The following is a 19254-nucleotide window of genomic DNA, read 5'->3' as shown; positions in this document are numbered from 1 at the left end:
TCGAGTAGCCCGGATGCAATCCGGGGGAACCCGGTCCCAAAGTCCCGGATTGCATCCGGGCTACCTCCCCTCTCCCGCCTTTCTTTCTATGGAGAGGGGGAGAGGGGCCGGGGGAGAGGGCAAACCGGCGCCTGAGTCGTCAGCCGCCCTCTCCCCAACCCTCTCCCATGAATGGGCGAGGGGGCAGTCCGTGCACAAGAGAACACCCTGATGAGCCTGCTCGACATCCAAAACCTCAGCGTGCGCTTTGGCGGCGCCGAGGCGGTGCCGGTGGTCGACGGCCTCGACCTGAGCGTCGACAACGGCGAGGTGCTGGCGATCGTCGGCGAGTCCGGTTCTGGCAAGTCAGTGACCATGCTGGCGCTGCTCGGCCTGATCGATCCGCCTGGCCGGGTGAGCGCCGACGCCCTGCACTTCGCCGGACACGACATGCTCAGCCTCAAGGGCCGCCAGCGCCGGCGCATCGTCGGCAAAGACCTGGCGATGATCTTTCAAGACCCGATGAGCGCGCTCAATCCCAGCTACACGGTCGGCTTCCAGATCGAAGAAGTCCTGCGCCAGCACCTCGGCCTGCGCGGTCGCGCCGCTCGCCAGCGCGCTCTCGAACTGCTCGAACGGGTGGAAATCCCCGCCGCCGCCAGCCGCCTGGACGCTTACCCGCATCAGCTCTCCGGCGGCATGAGCCAGCGTGTGGCGATTGCCATGGCGATTGCCGGCGAGCCGAAACTGCTGATCGCCGACGAGCCGACCACCGCGCTGGATGTAACCATCCAGGCGCAGATCATGGAGCTGCTGCTCGGCCTGCAACGCGACCAGGGCATGGCCTTGGTGCTCATCAGCCATGACCTCGCGGTGGTCGCCGAAACCGCGCAGCGGGTCTGCGTGATGTATGCCGGTCAGGCCGTGGAAATTGGCAGCCTGCCGCGCCTGTTCGCCGCGCCCAGCCATCCGTACACCGAGGCGCTGCTCAAGGCGATTCCCGAACACAACCTCGGCGCCCACCGGCTGGCCACCCTGCCCGGCATCGTCCCGGGCCGTTATGACCGCCCGCACGGTTGCCTGCTGGCGCCGCGCTGTCCGTACGTGCAGGCCAATTGTCATGCGCAGCGACCGGGCCTGGACGCCCATGCGCATGGTGCGGTGCGCTGCTTCTATCCGCTCAATCTGGGTAAGGCGCACGATGAGTGAGCGCGAGATAGTCCTTAGCGCCCGCGAGTTGACCCGCTATTACAGCGTGTCGCGCGGCCTGTTCCGCGCTCCCGCGCAGGTGCGCGCGCTAAATGGCGTGTCGTTCGAGTTGCAGGCCGGCCAGACGCTGGCGGTGGTCGGCGAGTCGGGCTGCGGCAAGTCGACCCTGGCGCGTGCCCTGACGCTGATCGAGGAACCGAGTTCGGGCTCGTTGCAGCTCGCCGGCCAGGAAGTCAGCGGTGCCGACAAGGCGACCCGCAAGCAACTGCGCCGCGACGTGCAGATGGTCTTCCAGAACCCTTACGCCTCGCTCAATCCGCGTCAGAAGATCGGCGACCAACTGGCCGAGCCGCTGCTGATCAACACACCATTGACGCGCAGCGAACGCCGCGAGCAGGTGCAGGCGATGATGCAGCAGGTCGGCCTGCGCGCCGAGCACTACCAGCGCTATCCGCACATGTTTTCCGGCGGCCAGCGCCAACGCATCGCCCTGGCCCGGGCGATGATGTTGCATCCCAAGGTGCTGGTCGCCGACGAGCCGACCTCGGCGCTCGACGTGTCGATCCAGGCGCAGGTGCTCAACCTGTTCATGGATCTGCAGGAACAGTTCGGCACCGCCTACGTGTTCATTTCCCACAACCTGGCGGTGGTCCGGCATATCGCCGATGACGTGCTGGTGATGTATCTCGGCCGCGCCGTGGAGATGGGGCCCAGCGCGCTGATCTACAGCCGCCCGCTGCACCCGTACACCCAGGCGCTACTGGCGGCGACCCCGAGCATTCAACAGCAGCCGCACAAGGCGCCGCTGAAGCTCACCGGCGAACTGCCCAATCCACTCGCGCCGCCCTCCGGTTGCGCCTTCCATACCCGCTGCCCCTATGCGACCGAGCGCTGCCGAGCCGAGGTGCCGGCGCTGCGCCTGCTCGATGCGCGCCAGGTGGCCTGTCATTACGCGGAACAGATCAACGTCTGAGAGCGATCCTAAGCAGCTCAAGCGGCGTCGGCCTGCAGCTCGTAAACTGCAGCTCTTCGTCTGTTTTTGGGCCATGTACCGATTACATGTTGCGCAGCGCTTTTGTAGGCCGGGTTAGCCGCGAAGCGGCGTAACCCGCCAGCGCCGCCGCCCTGGACACATGCGTCCGGCCTGCTCGGTGGGTTACGCCTACGGCTAACCCACCCTACGAATCTGATCTGATCAGGCGGCGTCGAGCATGGCCCGCAAGCGGCGCAACACGGCCAGCGATTCGGGATTGTCGCCATGCACGCAGAGGCTGTCGGCCTGCAGCTGCACAGGCTTGCCATCCAGATCGGCGAACGGTTCGCCGCGCGCGATGCTCAGCGCCTGGCTGAGTATCCGCTCCGCTTGCGCATGCACCGCACCGGCCAGACGCCGCGGCGCCAATTGCCCATCGGCCAGATAGGCACGGTCGGCGAAGGCCTCGAACAGCAGTGGCACGTCGACCGCCTCAGCCAGACGCCGCTCGCGACTGTTGTCGGCCAAGGCCAGGACCATCAACGGCAGCCCCCGGCGGAACTGTGCGCAGGCACGCAGCACGGCCATCAACAGCTCGTCGTCGCGGACCAGGTCGTTGTACAGCGCACCATGCGGTTTGACGTAGGCGAGTTGGGTTCCAGCCGCGCGGCAGAAGGCGTCAAGAGCGCCAAGCTGATACAGCACCAGCGCCTCGACCTCCTCGGCCGAACAGGCCAGATGACGACGGCCGAAACCGACCAGATCCGGATACGCTGGATGGGCGCCGATACTCACCCCATGCTGCACCGCCAAGGCCACGGTGCGTTGCATGGTCAGCGGATCGGCGGCGTGAAAACCGCAGGCCAGATTGGCCTGATCCACCAGCGGCATGGCGTGGGCATCGTCACCCATGCGCCAGGCACCGAAGCTTTCGCCCATGTCGCAGTTGAGCAGAATGCGCGGCTTGGCCGGAGTCATGGAAAACCTCTTTCCAGTTGGATGTGTCGCTCAGGTTAAACCAGACGATGGCCAATTGGTCCAGCGCTGTAGGCGGGGCGGCACTCCGTGGACCGCCACCCTGTGGATTGCCACCCAGCCCGTAGGACGGGGCGGGACGCGCAGGTTGAGCCTGCGCGGCCCGACCCATCCTACGACTCAATACACGTCGCGGCGGTAGCAGCCCTCTTCGATCAGTTGTTGCACGGCAGCGTCGCCGAGCACCTCGCGCAGCACCGCGTCGACGCCGCCGGCCATGCCTTCCAGGCTGCCACAGACGTAGAGCGCCGCGCCGTCGGCCAGCCAGCGGCGCAGTTCGTCGGCGGACAGGCGCAGACGGTCCTGCACGTAGACCTTCTCCACCTGGTCGCGGGAGAACGCCACGTCCAGACGTTGCAACTCGCCGTTGGCCAGGGCCTGCTCCAGTTCAGCGCGGAAGTAGAAGTCATGCTCGAGGTTGCGCTCGCCGAACAGCAGCCAGTTGCGCGCGTGGCCGGCGACGATGCGCGCCTTGAGCAGCGCGCGCAGACCGGCGATGCCGGTGCCGTTGCCGATCAGGATCACCGGGCGGTCGTCTTCCGGGGCGTGGAAGCTGCTGTTGTGGCGCAGCCGCGCGACCAGCGAGCCGCCAACCGGCACCTGCTCGGTGAGCCAGCCGGAACCGAGACCGAGGCGTCCATCGACATGCCGCTCCTCGCGCACGATCAGCTCCAGCGCACCGTCGCTCGGCAACGAGGCGATTGAATAGTCGCGCGCCATCAGCGGCACCAGCGCATCGAGCAGCGCCTGGGCATGCAGCCCGACCAAATGGGCCGCGCTGTCGGGCAACTGGCGGCTGGCCAGTGCCTCGTGCAGCGGCTGCGCCAGCGGGCCGACGTTGACCCACTCAGAGCCGTCCAGGCCATGCGCCGCCAACCACTCGCGCACCCGCGCCTCGCTGTGCCGTGGCAGCACTTCGAGGATGTCGCCAGCGACCCAGCTGCAAGGCTGCTCCGGGGTCAGGCCGACGAGGAAGGTCGGGCCACCCTGACTGCCCGGGTTGAGCCGCTCACGCTGGTTCAGGGTCCAGCGGCCGAACACCGCGTCCTGGACTGCCAGCGGTTGCGCGCCGGTCAGCTCGCCGAGCTGGTGCTGCCAGCGATCGAGGGCCAGCGCGTCGCTGCCGTCCACCTCAATCGGGGCGAACAGACTGCGCGCGCCCTGCCCGTCGAGCCAGCTGCGCAGGCGCCGGGCGAACCCGCAGAACTGTTCGTACTGTCGATCGCCGAGGGCCAGCACCGCATAACTGAGTTGGTCGAGTGCGAGGCGCTGGCCTAGCAACTTGCGCTCAAAGCCACGCGCGCTATCCGGCGCCTCACCGTCACCGAAGGTGCTGACCACGAACAGCGCCTTGCGCGCCTGGCGCAGGCTCTGTTCGTCGAGCTTGGCCAGGGCCTCGACACGCACCGGCAGACCGGCCGCCTGCAACTGCCCAGCGGTCTGCCAGGCCAATTGCTCGGCGAAGCCGCTCTGGCTGGCGAAGCCAATTAACCAGCCATCGCCGCCGGCGCTGTCGCCCAGCGCGCCACGGGCCGCCTTGACCGCGCGCTTCTTGCGCCGCCGATCGAGGTAGAGCAGCCAGCCGGTGATGAAGAACAGCGGCATCGCCGCACTGGCGAGCATCATCAGGATGCGCCCGGGCAAACCGAAATATTCGCCAACGTGCAGGGCGTAAACGCTGGCCAGCAACTGCGCCTTGAAGCTCTTGTCGGCGTAACGCTCATGTCGGGTGATCTTGCCGCTGGTCGGGTCCAGCTCGATTTGATTGAGCGCACGCGGGTGCTCGGCATCGGCGAGCAGGTAGAACACCGTCGCCGGCTGGCCGGCCACCGGCGGCAGACGCAGGTTATAGGCGGCCAGCTGCGGACCGGCAGCGCTCTGGATGCTGTTCCACACCGCCGTGTAATCGATCACTGGCCGTGGCCCGGACGGTGCCGGCATGCCGCGCCCGCCCTGGCGCCCTTCGCCACGCCTCTCCCCCCGCGCCTCGCCGGGTTTGCCGCGTTGCTGGCCGGCTGGAGCATCGGCGAGCAGCTTGTTGAGGCCTTCGCGATACCAGTCGTAGGACCAATACAGCCCGGTCAGCGCAGCGCAGAGATAGAACACCAGGCACCAGGTGCCGGCCACCGAATGCAAGTCCCAGTTGAAGCTGCGGCCTTTCTTGGCCCAATCGAGAGTCAGCCAGGCGCGCCAGTTCAGCGCCTTGCGCGGCCAGCGCAGGTACAACCCAGACAGGCAGAAGAACACCAGCGCCAAGGTGCTGGCGGCGGTGATCTGTTTGCCGGTTTCGCCGATGGCCAGGAAGCGGTGCAGCTTCAACATCAGGTCGAAAAATTGCTGACCCGTCGGATTATCAAGCAGCTCACCGGTATACGGATCGAAGAAACGCATCGGCCCGCGTCGTTCACCCGGCGGCGGGGTGAAGTACACCCGCGCCGCGCTGTCGTCGCGGGTATCGATCCGCAGGTCGGATACGGTTTTGCCAGCAACCGGTTCGATCTTCGCGACCAGCTCGGCTGGCGTCAGCGGCCCGCCATCGCGCACCTGCACGCGCAGTACGTCCGGATTCAGCGCCCGGCTGATCTCGCCCTCGAAGGCGTAGAGCGCACCGGTAATCCCCATCAGGGCCAATACCAGGCCGGCGGTGATGCCGAAGAACCAGTGCAGTTGGAAGAGAATTTTCTTGAACACGACGCCGTCACCTTGATCTGTCCGGCCGACATGGCAGGACCGTGCAATTCTATTTGAGAGCTTCTTGCACTTGGGAGCCTTTACCGAACGCTTACTCAACGTCCCTAAATGAAAAAACCCGCCAGACATACTGCCTGGCGGGCTTGTGTATCAACTCGCGTTAGAAGTGCAGGTTGGTGCTGAACAACGCGGTACGCCCGGCCGCCTGGTTGGCGAAGTGGTTGGCGTAGGCCTTGTCGTAGTAGACCTCGTCGGTGAGGTTCTGCACGTTCAGCTGCAGGTCGACGTTGTTGGTCAGCTGGTAGCTGGCCATCGCGTCGTAGCGCCAGTAGGACGGCACATAAACCGTGTTGTTGTTATCGCCAAAAACATCATCGACATAAAAGGCGCCACCACCAACGGTGAGCTTCGGTACGACCTCATAGGTGGTCCACAAACTGAAGCTGTTTTTCGGCGTGTTGGGCATTTCGTTGCCCTTGGCCGGATTGCTAGCGCCGGTGACCTGATTCTGGCGGTTACCAGGCAAGCCCGGATCGACCAGTTCGCTATCCAGATAGCTGTAGCCGGCGAATACCTGCCACTTGTCGGTCAGCTTGCCAGTGGCGCTCAGCTCGATGCCGTCGACGCGGGTCTTGCCGGCGTTTTCGTAGGTGTTGTTGCTGACCAGGATCCGGGTGTTTTCCTTCTCGGTGCGGAAGATCGCCGCGGTCAGCGACAGGCGGTTATCAAGCACGTCCCACTTGGTCCCCAACTCGTAGTTCTTGGTGTCTTCCGGCTCCAGTTCGTTGTTCAGCGTGGCCGCTGTCAGTGGGTTGCCGTCGATGCCTTCGCCGATCATCGCGCCGGGCGGCGTCGACGAGGTGGCGTACGAGGTGTAGATGCTGCCGTTTTCGGCCGGCTTCCAGACCAGGCCGATCTGGCCGTTCCAGAAATTGCTGTCGTTGGAGAGCTTGGTCACGCCGGTCGCCGCGGTGGTCTTGGCGTCCGTATCGAAACTGTCGTAGCGCAGGCCGAGGTTGAGCAGCCACTGGGGATCGAGCTCAATGGTGTCGAAGCCATAGATGGAGCGGGTATCAGCGGTAGTGTCGGTGCCCAGATAGTTGCGCGCGACACTGCCGTTCCACGGATCGTCCGGGTTGGGATTGCTCAGCGAGGTGCAGTTGTAGCCGCTGGACGCGCCGATCATGGCCGGCGTGCAGTTGGTACTGGCAGTGGCAGGCGACCTAGGCGTGGTATCGGTGTTCACCGTGTAGCTGGAAATGTCCGATTCTTCGTGGCTGAACTCGATGCCGGTGGAAAAGCTGTTCTTGAAGCCGGCCAGCTGGAATTCGCCGAACAGGTCAGTCTGGTTGGTGGTGGTCGCGGTATTGCCGACCCGGCTGTTGATCCGCCGCCACACCGAACCATTGTTCACGTTGCCCTTGCTATCGTCCGGCTGGGTCAGGATGTAGTCCTGCATGCTGTTGCCATGGCGCAGGGTGTTCTTGATGGTCAGCGAGTCGTTGAGGTCGTGCTCAATGGCGAAGGTGGCGATGTCCGCACGAGTCTTGCGGAAGTCGCGGTTGGTCAGACCATAGAAATTGCTGCTGTCGCCGCCGTCGGTCGGCTTGTCCGGGCTGGCCGCGGTGTGCGCGTTGCCCACGGAGTAGCCATACGGGATGCCGGAGTCAGGCAGGTCGTTGCTTTCCATGTGATAGAAGTCGAGGTTCACGCGGGTCGCCGTGCCCAGTCCGAACGCCACCGACGGGGCGATGCCCCAACGGTCATAGTTGACCTTGTCACGCCCGGCCACGTTGCTCTCGTGACTCATCAGGTTGAGACGGCCAGCGGACGTTTCGTTGAACTGGTAGTTGCCATCCAGGGTGTAGCGCTGGGTCTGGTCGGAGCCCCAGGTGAAACCGCCATCGAAGGAGTCGCCGAGGTGGGCCTTCTTGCTCACCAGGTTGATGCTGCCCCCGGCCGAGCCGCGACCGCCCATGGAGGAGTTCGGGCCTTTGCTGACCTCGATCGACTCTACGGAGAATATCTCGCGGGTCTGCGCACCGGTGTCACGCACGCCATCCAAGTAGGTATCGCTCTGGGCATCGAAGCCACGAATGAACGGACGATCACCCTGCGGGTTACCACCCTCACCGGCACCCATAGTGATGCCTGGCACGGTGCGCAGCGCGTCTTGCAGGGAAACGGCAGCGGTGTCTTTCAGCACTTGCTGCGGCACCACGGTGACCGAGCGTGGGGTATCCACCAATGGCGCGGTGTATTTCGACGACTGCGCTTTCTCGACCTGATAGCCGGTCTCTTCCGCCTGCTCGCCAACCACGCTGGTGGCATCCAGCGACACGCCCGGCTTCTTCGCGGCAACGGCATCGGCGGCCTGCGCCAGCGGCGCGACGGACAGGGTGGAAATGGCGACGCCGACTGCCGTAGCAAGCAGACGCGGCGAGGAAACTGTGGTTTCCGTGGACGTGCAAGACATGACGCTTCCCTCCCCTTGGGATTGCAAAGGCGGCGGAAGTTATTTCAATAAGGACACATTTGCAATTGAAAGAAATTCTTATTCAAAAAGTTTACAAAATTTTTACATTCCTTGATGGCGCGAATGGTGGCCACCACTGCGGAGCCAGACGGACACAGGTTTTACAGATCCGATGCGAATCTCTAACATTGGCAGCCGAATTTCATTCGCGCCCGGTAACGCCATGCTTCTGCACATCCCCGGCATCTTCAATCGCGAAGAAGTCCACCGTATCCGCCAAGCCCTGGAACAGGCACAGTGGGCCGACGGCAAGGCCACCGCCGGTTACCAGTCGGCCAAAGCCAAACGCAACCTGCAGTTGAGCGACGACGACCCGCTGGCTCGCGAGATCAGCGAAGTGATGCTCCAGCGCCTATGGCAGAACCCCTTGTTCATGTCCGCGGCACTGCCGCACAAGGTGTTTCCCCCGCTGTTCAATTGCTACACCGGTGGCGGCGCGTTCGACTTTCATATCGACAACGCCATCCGCCAGGTGAAGAACAGTCCGGAGCGCGTGCGCACCGACTTGTCCTCCACGCTGTTCTTCAGCGACCCGGACGACTACGCCGGTGGCGAGTTGGTGATCCAGGACACCTACGGCAGTCAGCAGATCAAGCTGCCGGCCGGCGATCTGCTGCTGTATCCGGCCAGCAGCCTGCACAAGGTCGAAGCCGTCACCCGTGGCGCCCGCTACGCCTCGTTTTTCTGGACGCAGAGCCTGGTACGCGAAGACAGCCAGCGCACCCTGCTGTTCGAGATGGACCAGGCCATCCAGCGCCTGACCGTGGACGTGCCCGACCACCCGGCGTTGATCCAGTTGACCGGCAACTATCACAACCTGCTGCGCCGCTGGGCGGACGTGTGAGCCATGTCCTGCGCCGCCGCGAGTCGGTCGACGGCGCGCAACTCGCCGAGCAGTTGGGCAGCAATCCGCAGCGTGCCGCGCGGGCGATTCTCAGCGCCGCCGCCGCGGGCATGCTCGACGCACAGACCCTGCTCGGGCAGATCCTCCTGCAAGGCCGTGGCATAACGCGCGACGAGCCGCTGGCGCGACAATGGTTTCGCATCGCCGCACAGGCCGGCGACGCCATGGCGCACAACATGCTCGGCCGCTGCCTGGAGCATGGCTGGGGTGGCCACACCGACCTGGCGGCAGCGGCCCAGCACTACCGGCAGGCGGCGGAGGACGGACTCGATTGGGGCCTGTACAACCTCGCCAACCTGCTGGCCACCGGCCGCGGTGTCGCCCAGGATCACACCCAAGCCCTGCAGTTGTACCTGCGCGCCGCCGAACAAGGGCATGCCAAGTCGATGAACCTGGTCGGCCGTTATCATGAGGAAAGCCTCGGTGTCGCAGCCGACCCGACCTTGGCCCTGCACTGGTATCAACGCTCCGCGGCGGGTGGCGATTTCCGTGGCCAGTTCAGCCTGGCGGCGGTCCTGGCCGCGCAGGGCCAGGTTGTCGAAGCCGAACACTGGCTACGCCAGGCCCTCGCCGGCGGGAATCTAAGTTTCTTCCGCGCGACCCGCGCCGCCCTGCTCGCGGCCGCTCAACCGCCGCTGCGTGCCCTGGCCATGGACTATCACCGTCGCGCCGCCGAACTCGGCGACGAACACGACCGCGAAGCCCTCGCCGCACTGCTCGAAAGCGCCTGAGCACAAAAAAGCCCCGCAGATGCAGGGCTTTTTCGTTGCAGCTCGGCTTACAGGTAGAAGGCCTTCAGCGGCGGGAAGCCGTTGAACTCCACCGCGCTGTAGCTGGTGGTGTAGGCGCCGGTGGACAGCCAATACAGGCGGTCACCGATGGCCAGGTTGAGCGGCAGACCGTACTTGTAGTTCTCATACATGATGTCGGCGCTGTCGCAGGTCGGGCCGGCGATGACCACTTCTTCCACTTCGCCTTTCTTCTCGGTCCAGATCGGGAACTTGATCGATTCGTCCATGGTTTCAATCAGGCCGGAGAATTTGCCCACATCGACGTATACCCAGCGCTCCACGGCGGTACGCGACTTCCGCGCCACCAGCACCACTTCGCTGACCAGGATGCCGGCGTTGGCGATCAACGAACGACCCGGCTCGAGGATGATTTCCGGCAGCTCATCGCCGAAGTCTTCCTTGAGGAAACGGATGATTTCATCGGCGTAGGTTTCCAGGCTGTTGGTACGGGTGATGTAGTTGGCCGGGAAGCCGCCACCCATGTTGATCAGTTTCAGCTCGATGCCGTCTTCTTCTTTCAAGCGCTCAAAGATCACCTTGACCTTGGCGATAGCCGCATCCCACACGGAGATATCGCGCTGCTGCGAACCGACGTGGAAGGAGATGCCGTAAGGCACCAGGCCCAGGTCGCGAGCGAGGATCAGCAGGTCCATGGCCATGTCGGTCTGGCAACCGAATTTACGCGACAGCGGCCAATCGGCAGTGGTCGAGCCTTCGGTAAGGATGCGCACATAGACTTTCGAGCCTGGCGCGGCCTTGGCGATGTTACGCAGGTCGGCTTCCGAGTCGGTGGCAAACAGGCGCACACCCTTGTCGTAGAAATAACGGATATCGCGGGCTTTCTTGATGGTGTTGCCGTAGCTCATACGCTCCGGGCCGACACCGGCGCTCAGCACCTTGTCCAGCTCGTAGATCGAGGCGATGTCGAAGTTCGAACCCTTGTCGCGCAGCAACTCGATGATCTCGATAGCCGGGTTGGCTTTGACCGCGTAATACACCTTGGCAAATTCGAAACCGGCGCGCAGGTCGTCATAGGCCTGGCTGATGATCTGGGTATCGATCACTACGAACGGGGTTTCTTGCTTGTCGGCGAAGGCCTTCATTTTCTGGAAGGTTTCGCGCGGGTAATAGTCTTCGACCTCAATCGACATGCTCAGGGACTCCAAATGGCAAAACAAACGAAAGTGCTTAGGGGTGGCGCGCGAAGGAAATCGCGATGCCTGAACGCCTGATCAGTTTCCCCACTTTGGTTCGCCTACTTCCCAAGGCATGTCGCCGAGAACGGGCCTGTGGCTCGCCTCTCGTCGTCAGTACTTGAGCCGGATGGATCGTTGCCAGCATGGACGTTCGGGCGCGAACTTTAGGACCTGAGGCCCCTGAGTTCAATAAAAAAATACCGCCGGTTTACCCCCAATTGTCGTCTGCCTGGCTGATTGTCTTTAATCCTCAACAAATCGTCAGGAATGCTGCACAGAAGACCCTTCCAAACAGGAATCGGCGATCAATGGCGACACCCATGGTCGCGGTCATCATCGAGGGCTTTTTTAACAGACAGACTATCCGCCATAGGGTTCCTCGCACCCCGTCGAACGGCTCGCGCCAATTGCCACAGTGCGCTCGCTGCGTAACAGCTGATCACGCCCATCGACACACGGCCTGATTGGCTGGACGTTTCCCGCTATAATCCCGCGTTTTTCGGGGCGCCCGGCCAGGGCTGCTTCAGCCCGCAACCGTTTCCAGCCAGGCACGCACCCATGACCACCCAGGCCATCGAAGTCGGCAAACGCCGCACCTTCGCCATCATCTCCCACCCCGACGCCGGTAAGACCACGATTACCGAGAAGCTCTTGCTGATGGGCAAGGCGATTTCCGTCGCCGGTACGGTGAAGTCGCGCAAGTCCGACCGCCATGCGACGTCCGACTGGATGGAAATGGAGAAGCAACGTGGCATCTCCATCACCACCTCGGTGATGCAGTTCCCCTACCGCGAGCACATGATTAACCTGCTCGACACCCCCGGCCACGAAGACTTCTCGGAAGACACCTACCGCACCCTGACTGCGGTGGACTCGGCGCTGATGGTGCTCGACGGCGGCAAGGGTGTAGAGCCACGCACCATCGCCCTGATGGACGTGTGCCGGCTGCGCGACACGCCGATCGTCAGCTTCATCAACAAGCTCGACCGCGACATTCGCGACCCGATCGAATTGCTCGACGAAATCGAGGCGGTGCTGAAGATCAAAGCTGCGCCGATCACCTGGCCGATCGGCTGCTACCGCGATTTCAAGGGTGTCTATCACCTGGCCGACGACTACATCATCGTCTACACCCCGGGCCACGGGCACGAGCGCACCGAGGTGAAGATCATCCAGCACCTCGACTCCGACGAGGCCCGCGCGCACCTGGGCGACGAGTACGAGCGCTTCATCGAGCAGCTGGAACTGGTGCAGGGCGCCTGCCATGAATTCAATCGCGACGAGTTCCTCGCCGGTCAGCTGACCCCGGTGTTCTTCGGTACCGCGCTGGGCAACTTCGGCGTCGACCATGTGCTCGACGCGGTGGTCGACTGGGCCCCGCAACCGCTGGCGCGTGCCGCCCACGAGCGGGTGATCGAGCCGACCGAGGAGAAATTCAGCGGCTTCGTGTTCAAGATCCAGGCGAACATGGACCCGAAACACCGCGACCGCATCGCCTTCATGCGCATCTGCTCGGGCAAGTACGAGAAGGGCATGAAGATGCGCCACGCGCGCCTCGGCAAAGATGTGCGCATCGCCGACGCGCTGACCTTCTTCTCCAGCGAGCGCGAGCAGCTGGAAGAGGCCTTCGCCGGCGACATCATCGGCCTGCACAACCACGGCACCATCCAGATCGGCGACACCTTCACCGAAGGCGAAAACCTCGGCTTCACCGGCATCCCGCACTTCGCCCCGGAACTGTTCCGCCGCGTGCGCCTGAAAGACCCGCTGAAATCCAAACAGCTGCGTCAGGGCCTGCAGGAACTAGCCGAGGAAGGCGCCACCCAGGTGTTCTTCCCCGAGCGCAACAACGACATCATCCTCGGCGCCGTCGGCGTGCTGCAGTTCGATGTGGTCGCCAGCCGCCTCAAGGAGGAATACAAGGTCGAGTGCGCCTACGAGGCGATCAACGTCTGGTCGGCACGCTGGATCGACTGCGCCGACGAGAAGAAGCTCAAGGAATTCAAGGACAAGGCCTACGAGAACCTCGCCGTCGACGGCGGTGGCCACCTCACCTACCTGGCGCCGACCCGCGTCAACCTGAGCCTGATGGAAGAGCGCTGGCCGGACGTGAAATTCCGCGCCACCCGCGAGCATCACTAAGTCGTACTGCGGGCTGCTGCTTGCAGCCCGCCGCCCGGCGGTCGACACTGGCCGCATGCAGCTGATCGACACCCACACCCACCTGGATTTCCCTGACTTCGACGCCGACCGCGCCGAGCTGCTGGCGCGCAGCCACGCGCGGGGCGTGGAGCGCCTAGTGGTGCTCGGCGTGTACCAGAGTAACTGGCAACGCTTGTGGGATCTGGCACTGCAGCAGGACAGCGTCTACGCCGCGCTGGGCCTGCATCCGGTCTATCTCGACCAGCACCGCCCCGAACATATGGATGAGCTGCGCGACTGGCTGCAACGCCTGGCCGGCCATCCAAAACTCTGTGCGGTCGGCGAATTCGGCCTCGACTACTACATCGACAACCCCGACCGCGACGCCCAGCAGACACTGTTCGAGGCGCAGCTGAAACTCGCTGCCGAGTTCGAACTACCGGTGCTGCTGCATGTGCGGCACGCCCATGCGCCGACCATCGCCACTCTCAAGCGTTTTCGCCTCAAGCGCGCGGGAGTGATCCACGCCTTCGCCGGTAGCCGCGAGGAAGCGCGGGAATACCTCAAGCTGGGTTTCAAGCTCGGCTTGGGCGGCGCCGCGACCTGGCCGCAGGCCCACCGCTTGCACAAGGTGGTCGCCGAGTTGCCGCTGGAGGCCGTAGTACTGGAAACCGACGCCCCGGACATGGCACCGGCCATGTACCCCCAGCAGCGCAACAGCCCGGAATTCCTGCCGGATATCTGTGCAGCGCTAGCCGAGCTGATGCACATCAGCCCGGACGAGCTGGCCAGCGCCAGCAGCCGTAACGCCTGCACGCTGTTCGGCTGGACCAACTAATAGCCAAACGTTGTCGGATGGGCGGGGCGCCTAGCCTGAGCGCAGCGACACCCATCGAAGCCGCACCGCGCGGGTATCGCTTCGCTCAACCCACCCTACAAAGCCCAATAACGACAAAGCCCGCCAATTGGCGGGCTTTGTCTGACCACTCGCGGCTCAGACGCGGAACGCACCAATCAGCTGCTTGAGTTGCGCCACCTGGCCACTCAGCTCGCGACTGGACTGCTCGGTCTGACTGGCACCCTCGGCAGTGCGCTCGCCGGCCCGGTTGATTTCGACGATGTTCTGGTCGATGTCATGTGCCACCGCGGTCTGCTGCTCGGCGGCGGCGGCGATCTGCTGGTTCTGGTCGACGATCATGCCCACCGCGCCAAGGATGTTCTCCAGCGCCAGCTGCACCTTGCCCGACTCGTTGACCGTGCCGTCGGCCATCTGGTGACTGACGCTCATAGTCTTCACCGCCGCGCCGACGCCGCCCTGCAGCTTGGCGATCATCTTCTCGATCTCTTCGGTCGACTGCTGGGTGCGCTTGGCCAGATTGCGCACCTCGTCGGCGACCACCGCGAAACCACGACCCTGCTCACCGGCACGGGCGGCCTCGATGGCGGCATTAAGGGCCAGCAAGTTGGTTTGTTCGGCGATGCCCTTGATCACATCGAGCACCTGGCTGATCGAGGCGCTATCGCTGGCCAGTTGGTTGATCACCACCACCGACTGGTCGATTTCATTGGCCAGCCGCTGGATGCTGCCGACCTGCGACTCGACAAGGGCTCGACCATTCACGGTTTCCTGGTTAACGCTGTGCGCACTGTCGACCGCGGCGGCAGCGCTACGGGCGACTTCCTGGGCGGTGGCGGACATCTCGTTCATGGCCGTGGCCACTTGCTCGATCTGGCTGCGCTGCCCGGAGACTGCCTGGTTACTCTCGCCGGACACCACTTCGACGCGACCGGCCTGACGCTCGACCTCAACGACGGTGCGGCCGACCCGCTCGATCAGATTGCGGATCTTCGCCACGGTGCCATTGAAGACCTCACCCAGCTCGCCCAACTCGTCGCGACTTTCCGCCCGGAAGCTGACGGTCATATCACCGGCGGCCACCTTGTCCATCACCTGGCCGAGGGTTTTCAGCGTGGTGCGAGTGGACACATAAAACGCCGCATACAGGTAGCCGATCAACACGAACACTCCGAGCAAGGCGCTGACCAGCAGGCCCATCTGGATACGCTTCTCGCCCAGGCGCTGCTGCAGTTGCTGGTCGAGGAACACCAGTACCGCATCGTTGAGCTGATAGGTCTTGTCCATCTGCGCGCTGACTTGGTCATAGAAGCTCTGCCAAGGCATGTCCAGCGTATCGGCAACCACCACTTTGTCTTCGATCAGCGTGGCGCTTTCTTTCAATGCGGCCCGGCTGGCGTCCGCCAGGGCCTGCAGGGAATTGTGCGCCACCGGGCTGGAGCCGATCGCACCCTGCAGATCCACGCCATATTCGGCGTGCTTTTTCTCTAGCGTCTGAAGTAGCTCATCGAGCTTGCCGCTGGAGGACGAATTGAGGAAACCCTGACCAAGCGACGAGGCACCCACCGAGCGACCCTCGCTGAGCATTCCAGTGACCTGGGGGGTGACGATGGTGACCAGCTCGCTGAGCTGACGCACCTCGGACTGAGTGTCCTGGGTAAAGCCGGCCTGCGTGGCGACCAACTGGATGAATACCTGCGCGCCACTGAGCAGCTTCTCGACCTGCGCAGTCTTGCTTTGCAGCGAAGTTTCCGCTTGGGTGGCCTTTAGCTGGGCGATCAACTCATCGCGCTGGCTGTTAAATGCCTCGATCTGTTCGGCATCGCTGAGCACTGGCGCAAGACCTTGCAGGTGACCGAGCAACTGCTCTTCCAGCTGACTAATGCGCCCTTCAAGATCGCCGGCCTTGCCGGATTGACCGATCAGCGCATTGATCTTGACCTGATCGTTGAGGCTTTCCAGGTCATGGCGCAGCTTGAGGCTGGAACCGAGCAAATCGATGCTCTCCAGCTCGGCGCGAGTCGACACGAACTGATGGTAGGAGTCGCGTACCAGGTAGAAGTTAGTGACCAGCATCGGGAGGAAGAACAGCACACTGATAAGGCTGAATTTCATGCCGAAACTAAGACGGTTCATTAGCGCGATGGCCGGATACAACACGGTCTTCACAAGACGTCCCCTGTTCGCATTATTGTTATTGGCTACGGCGGATGGCTGAATTCATTGGCAGTACCCATTCCGCCGGTAGAACCTGGCTAGGTCACCGCCGACCCTAAACGGCCGGTCAGTTCGAAGTTCTGTATACCTAATATCGGCCAGCCGCTGTGTAACTTAAGGTTAAAGATGACCTCACCTGTACGACTCGGAATCGACCTTGGCGGGACCAAGATCGAGATTATCGCCCTCGAAAATGGCCAGGAACGCTTGCGCCGACGCCTGCCCACCCCGCAAGGCGACTACACCGCGACCCTCGCCTGCATCGCCCGTCTGGTGCATGAAGCCGAAGCCGAACTGGGCCAGCAAGGCAGTCTCGGCGTGGGCATTCCCGGCACGCTCTCGCCTGACCATGGGCGGGTCAAAAATGCTAACTCGGTGTGTTTGATCGACGAGGATTTGCGCGGCGATCTCGAACGCCTGCTGCAACGAGACGTGCGCCTGGCCAACGATGCCGACTGTTTTGCCCTCTCGGAGGCCACTGACGGCGCCGGGGCCGGCGCGGGAACGGTATTCGCCGCCATCCTCGGTACCGGCGTGGGCGCCGGGGTGGTCATCAATGGCCGCCTGCTCAGTGGGCCGAACGGCATAGCCGGCGAATGGGGACATAACCCTTTGCCCTGGCGATGCACCGAGGATGGCCCGCCGCGCCGCTGCTATTGCGGGCTGGACGATTGCCTGGAGACCTTCCTGTCCGGCCCTGGATGGGCGGCGCGCAGCGCTCTCGGCCTGGACGCGCAAGCTATCGTGCAAGCCGCGGTGAATGGCCAGGCGAGCGCCGAAGCGGCGCTCAACCAGTATTGCGAACAGTTGGCGCGCGGGCTGGCGGCGGTCATCAACCTGCTCGATCCGCATGTGATCGTGTTAGGTGGCGGCTTGTCGAACGTCGCCGAACTGTATCGCCGCGTGCCGCCGTTGCTGGGCGCCAAGGTCTTCTCCGACCAGGTCAACACGCGCCTGGTGCCGGCCCACCACGGCGATTCCAGCGGCGTGCGCGGCGCCGCCTGGCTGTGGGATTGAACGCCTGAGGCAGATCCGTAGGGTGGGTTAGCCGTAGGCGTAACCCACTGACCGGCCGCCAGGCCGGCAATGGCAATGCCTTGTGGCATCGATGGTGGGTTACGCCGCTACGCGGCTAACCCACCCTACAAAAACTGAAGCAGTCGGTGGATGGGCCGGGCCGCGTGGGTTGAGCGCAGCGATACACATAGTGTCGCCAGGGGGTATCGCTGCGCTCAATCCATCTGATAAAGCTAAATCAGAAAAACAGCGTCCACAGGGCGAACGCGGTATACCAGAGTACCGCCGCGCGTAGCAGCAGCTGCCAAAGCTCGTCCAGGCTCGCTACACCCGCCTCGCCCAACACCGACTCCGGCAGGTCGCCGGCCGCTCGCCCGACCTTGATGATCAGCTGCGCCGCGGTGATTTCCCAGCTCAGCAGCTCATGCAGCAACACCCGACTGACCGCGACAAAGTTGCCGACCAGGGCAAAACTCGCCGCCAGCACCCGTACCGGCAGCCAGTCCATAGCATGGCGTAGCTGTACCGCGCGCTCACGTAGCGCCGGTAGTTGGGCATGTTCGACCGTCAGCGCCAGCAGCCGATATGCCAATGCCGCAACCGGCCCGAGCATGGCGTACCAGAAAACCACCGCAAAAAAGCTCTGATAGGCCTCCCAGGCCAGATAACCCTGCACCCGCAATAGCAGCTCGCCACTTTCCTCGGCATCCAGCTCGAGGTCGCGCTCGGCAACGTGATAAGCCGCCTGGTTATCGCCGCGCCGCCAGGCATCGCGGAATGGCCCCAGCGCCGCCAACACATCGCCGCGCCCCAGGCTGTACACCAGCACCAGCAGATGCACCGGGAAGGCCAGCCAGCCATAGGCCAGCGGGTGCAGCAGAGCCAGCAGCGAGGCGAGGACGAACACCGGCAACAGCACCAGCACGGCCAAGCCCAGATACGGTGCAGCAGCCAAACGTGGACTGGCTTCGACCCGCGCCAGCTCACGCAACCACGGCCCATCGTGCTGAATGCGCCGGCGCCAGGCGGAAAACTTCTCCACCCACACCACCAGCAGAAGCACCAGAAAACTCATGTGTTATCCCCTTATTCTTGCAGCGCGGCGCGCAACCGCGCCCAGTCGAAACATGGTCCCGGATCAGTCTTACGGACCGGGGCGATATCGCTATGGCCACAGATTCGTGCCGCGGTGATCGCCGGGTAATGGCGGCGCAGCTCATCGGCCAGGTCAATCAGGGCCGCGTATTGCGCATCACTGAACGGCTGATCATCGGTGCCCTCCAGCTCGATCCCCAGCGAGAAATCATTGCAGTTCTCGCGTCCTTCGAAGCTGGAAACGCCGGCGTGCCAGGCGCGCTCCAGGCAGGAGACAAACTGCGTGATCGCGCCGTCACGCTCGATGAGGAAATGCGCCGAGACGGTCAGCGCGGCGATGCTCGCGAAGTACGGATGTTCGGCGCTGTCCAGACGGTTCTGGAAAAACTCCTGCACCTTGCCGGTCCCGAACTGCCCAGGCGGCAGGCTGATGTTGTGAATTACCAGCAGGGACACTTCACCGTGCGGGCGCGCATTGCAATTGGCCGAGGCACAGTGGCGAACGCCATGGCACCAGCCGGTGTGAGGTTCCAGATGCATGAAGCCACTCCTTGCGATGGCGCCACTCTAGAGCAGGCGTCCCGCAGGGCCAAGCGCCAAAACGACAACGCCC

14 protein-coding genes are annotated in these 19254 nt (G+C 63.6%); 7 read left to right on the top strand and 7 right to left on the bottom strand.

The window, feature by feature from the left end; all coding sequences use genetic code 11:
* Positions 1-210: 210 nt before the first annotated feature.
* Both NVV93_RS03825 and NVV93_RS03820 read left to right on the top strand, forming a co-directional pair.
* Positions 211-1188, top strand: coding sequence for an ABC transporter ATP-binding protein (locus tag NVV93_RS03825; RefSeq protein WP_258253128.1), 978 nt, complete (start codon positions 211-213; stop codon positions 1186-1188).
* Entirely contained in the window at positions 1181-2161 is a 981-nt protein-coding gene (locus NVV93_RS03820; RefSeq protein WP_258253127.1) for a peptide ABC transporter ATP-binding protein, read from the top strand. Before NVV93_RS03825 ends, NVV93_RS03820 begins: the two co-directional genes overlap by 8 nt.
* Before the next feature lie 222 nt (positions 2162-2383).
* On the opposite strand, the gene NVV93_RS03815 is transcribed toward NVV93_RS03820, so the two are convergent.
* From NVV93_RS03815 to NVV93_RS03805, 3 genes are all read right to left on the bottom strand, one after another.
* Positions 2384-3139, bottom strand: a complete 756-nt coding sequence (locus NVV93_RS03815; protein WP_258253126.1) for a 5-oxoprolinase subunit PxpA — start codon at positions 3137-3139, stop codon at positions 2384-2386.
* A gap of 177 nt (positions 3140-3316) precedes the next feature.
* Complete coding sequence (locus NVV93_RS03810; protein WP_258253125.1) at positions 3317-5887, bottom strand: sulfite reductase flavoprotein subunit alpha; 2571 nt, start codon at positions 5885-5887, stop codon at positions 3317-3319.
* Between the two features lie 160 nt (positions 5888-6047).
* On the bottom strand, positions 6048-8363 hold the full coding sequence (locus NVV93_RS03805) for a TonB-dependent siderophore receptor (protein ID WP_258253124.1): 2316 nt from the start codon (positions 8361-8363) through the stop codon (positions 6048-6050).
* A gap of 223 nt (positions 8364-8586) precedes the next feature.
* Here NVV93_RS03805 and NVV93_RS03800 point away from each other — a divergent pair, with 223 nt between their 5' ends.
* Complete coding sequence (locus NVV93_RS03800) at positions 8587-9267, top strand: Fe2+-dependent dioxygenase (RefSeq protein WP_258253123.1); 681 nt, start codon at positions 8587-8589, stop codon at positions 9265-9267.
* Complete coding sequence (locus tag NVV93_RS03795; protein WP_375162902.1) at positions 9264-10058, top strand: tetratricopeptide repeat protein; 795 nt, start codon at positions 9264-9266, stop codon at positions 10056-10058. Before NVV93_RS03800 ends, NVV93_RS03795 begins: the two co-directional genes overlap by 4 nt.
* 47 nt (positions 10059-10105) lie before the next feature.
* On the opposite strand, the gene NVV93_RS03790 is transcribed toward NVV93_RS03795, so the two are convergent.
* Complete coding sequence (locus NVV93_RS03790) at positions 10106-11269, bottom strand: type III PLP-dependent enzyme (RefSeq protein ID WP_258253122.1); 1164 nt, start codon at positions 11267-11269, stop codon at positions 10106-10108.
* Between the two features lie 603 nt (positions 11270-11872).
* Here NVV93_RS03790 and NVV93_RS03785 point away from each other — a divergent pair.
* Together NVV93_RS03785 and NVV93_RS03780 are read left to right on the top strand one after the other, a co-directional pair.
* Positions 11873-13456, top strand: a complete 1584-nt coding sequence (locus NVV93_RS03785; protein ID WP_258253121.1) for a peptide chain release factor 3 — start codon at positions 11873-11875, stop codon at positions 13454-13456.
* Positions 13457-13511: 55 nt separating this feature from the next.
* Complete coding sequence (locus NVV93_RS03780; RefSeq protein WP_258253120.1) at positions 13512-14294, top strand: TatD family hydrolase; 783 nt, start codon at positions 13512-13514, stop codon at positions 14292-14294.
* 156 nt (positions 14295-14450) lie between these two features.
* Here the strand turns inward: NVV93_RS03780 and NVV93_RS20130 are convergent, their stop codons facing one another.
* Positions 14451-15155, bottom strand: coding sequence for a methyl-accepting chemotaxis protein (locus NVV93_RS20130; protein ID WP_375162921.1), 705 nt, complete (start codon positions 15153-15155; stop codon positions 14451-14453).
* A gap of 1500 nt (positions 15156-16655) precedes the next feature.
* On the opposite strand from NVV93_RS20130, the gene NVV93_RS03770 reads away from it, so the two are divergent.
* A complete protein-coding gene (locus tag NVV93_RS03770) occupies positions 16656-17546 on the top strand; it encodes an ROK family protein (RefSeq protein WP_258253118.1) in 891 nt (296 codons plus the stop codon).
* 238 nt (positions 17547-17784) lie between these two features.
* Here the strand turns inward: NVV93_RS03770 and ampE are convergent, their stop codons facing one another.
* Together ampE and ampD are read right to left on the bottom strand one after the other, a co-directional pair.
* On the bottom strand, positions 17785-18621 hold the full coding sequence (gene ampE / locus NVV93_RS03765) for a regulatory signaling modulator protein AmpE (RefSeq protein ID WP_258253117.1): 837 nt from the start codon (positions 18619-18621) through the stop codon (positions 17785-17787).
* Positions 18622-18632: 11 nt separating this feature from the next.
* A complete protein-coding gene (ampD, locus tag NVV93_RS03760; protein ID WP_258253116.1) occupies positions 18633-19181 on the bottom strand; it encodes a 1,6-anhydro-N-acetylmuramyl-L-alanine amidase AmpD in 549 nt (182 codons plus the stop codon).
* Positions 19182-19254: the final 73 nt, after the last annotated feature.

Source organism: Pseudomonas sp. LS44 (assembly GCF_024730785.1).
Classification (GTDB): Bacteria; Pseudomonadota; Gammaproteobacteria; order Pseudomonadales; family Pseudomonadaceae; genus Aquipseudomonas.
This window is presented reverse-complemented; position numbering and strand designations above follow the sequence as displayed.

What these genes read in the sequence shown, in the direction of transcription:
- NVV93_RS03825 (WP_258253128.1), top strand. Translation starts at nt 211, where the DNA reads ATGAGCCTGCTCGACATCCAAAACCTCAGCGTGCGCTTTGGCGGCGCC.
- NVV93_RS03820 (WP_258253127.1), top strand. Translation starts at nt 1,181, where the DNA reads ATGAGTGAGCGCGAGATAGTCCTTAGCGCCCGCGAGTTGACCCGCTAT.
- NVV93_RS03815 (WP_258253126.1), bottom strand. Translation starts at nt 3,139, where the DNA reads ATGACTCCGGCCAAGCCGCGCATTCTGCTCAACTGCGACATGGGCGAA.
- NVV93_RS03805 (WP_258253124.1), bottom strand. Translation starts at nt 8,363, where the DNA reads ATGTCTTGCACGTCCACGGAAACCACAGTTTCCTCGCCGCGTCTGCTT.
- NVV93_RS03800 (WP_258253123.1), top strand. Translation starts at nt 8,587, where the DNA reads ATGCTTCTGCACATCCCCGGCATCTTCAATCGCGAAGAAGTCCACCGT.
- NVV93_RS03790 (WP_258253122.1), bottom strand. Translation starts at nt 11,269, where the DNA reads ATGTCGATTGAGGTCGAAGACTATTACCCGCGCGAAACCTTCCAGAAA.
- NVV93_RS03785 (WP_258253121.1), top strand. Translation starts at nt 11,873, where the DNA reads ATGACCACCCAGGCCATCGAAGTCGGCAAACGCCGCACCTTCGCCATC.
- NVV93_RS03780 (WP_258253120.1), top strand. Translation starts at nt 13,512, where the DNA reads ATGCAGCTGATCGACACCCACACCCACCTGGATTTCCCTGACTTCGAC.
- NVV93_RS20130 (WP_375162921.1), bottom strand. Translation starts at nt 15,155, where the DNA reads ATGTCCGCCACCGCCCAGGAAGTCGCCCGTAGCGCTGCCGCCGCGGTC.
- NVV93_RS03770 (WP_258253118.1), top strand. Translation starts at nt 16,656, where the DNA reads ATGACCTCACCTGTACGACTCGGAATCGACCTTGGCGGGACCAAGATC.
- ampE (WP_258253117.1), bottom strand. Translation starts at nt 18,621, where the DNA reads ATGAGTTTTCTGGTGCTTCTGCTGGTGGTGTGGGTGGAGAAGTTTTCC.
- ampD (WP_258253116.1), bottom strand. Translation starts at nt 19,181, where the DNA reads ATGCATCTGGAACCTCACACCGGCTGGTGCCATGGCGTTCGCCACTGT.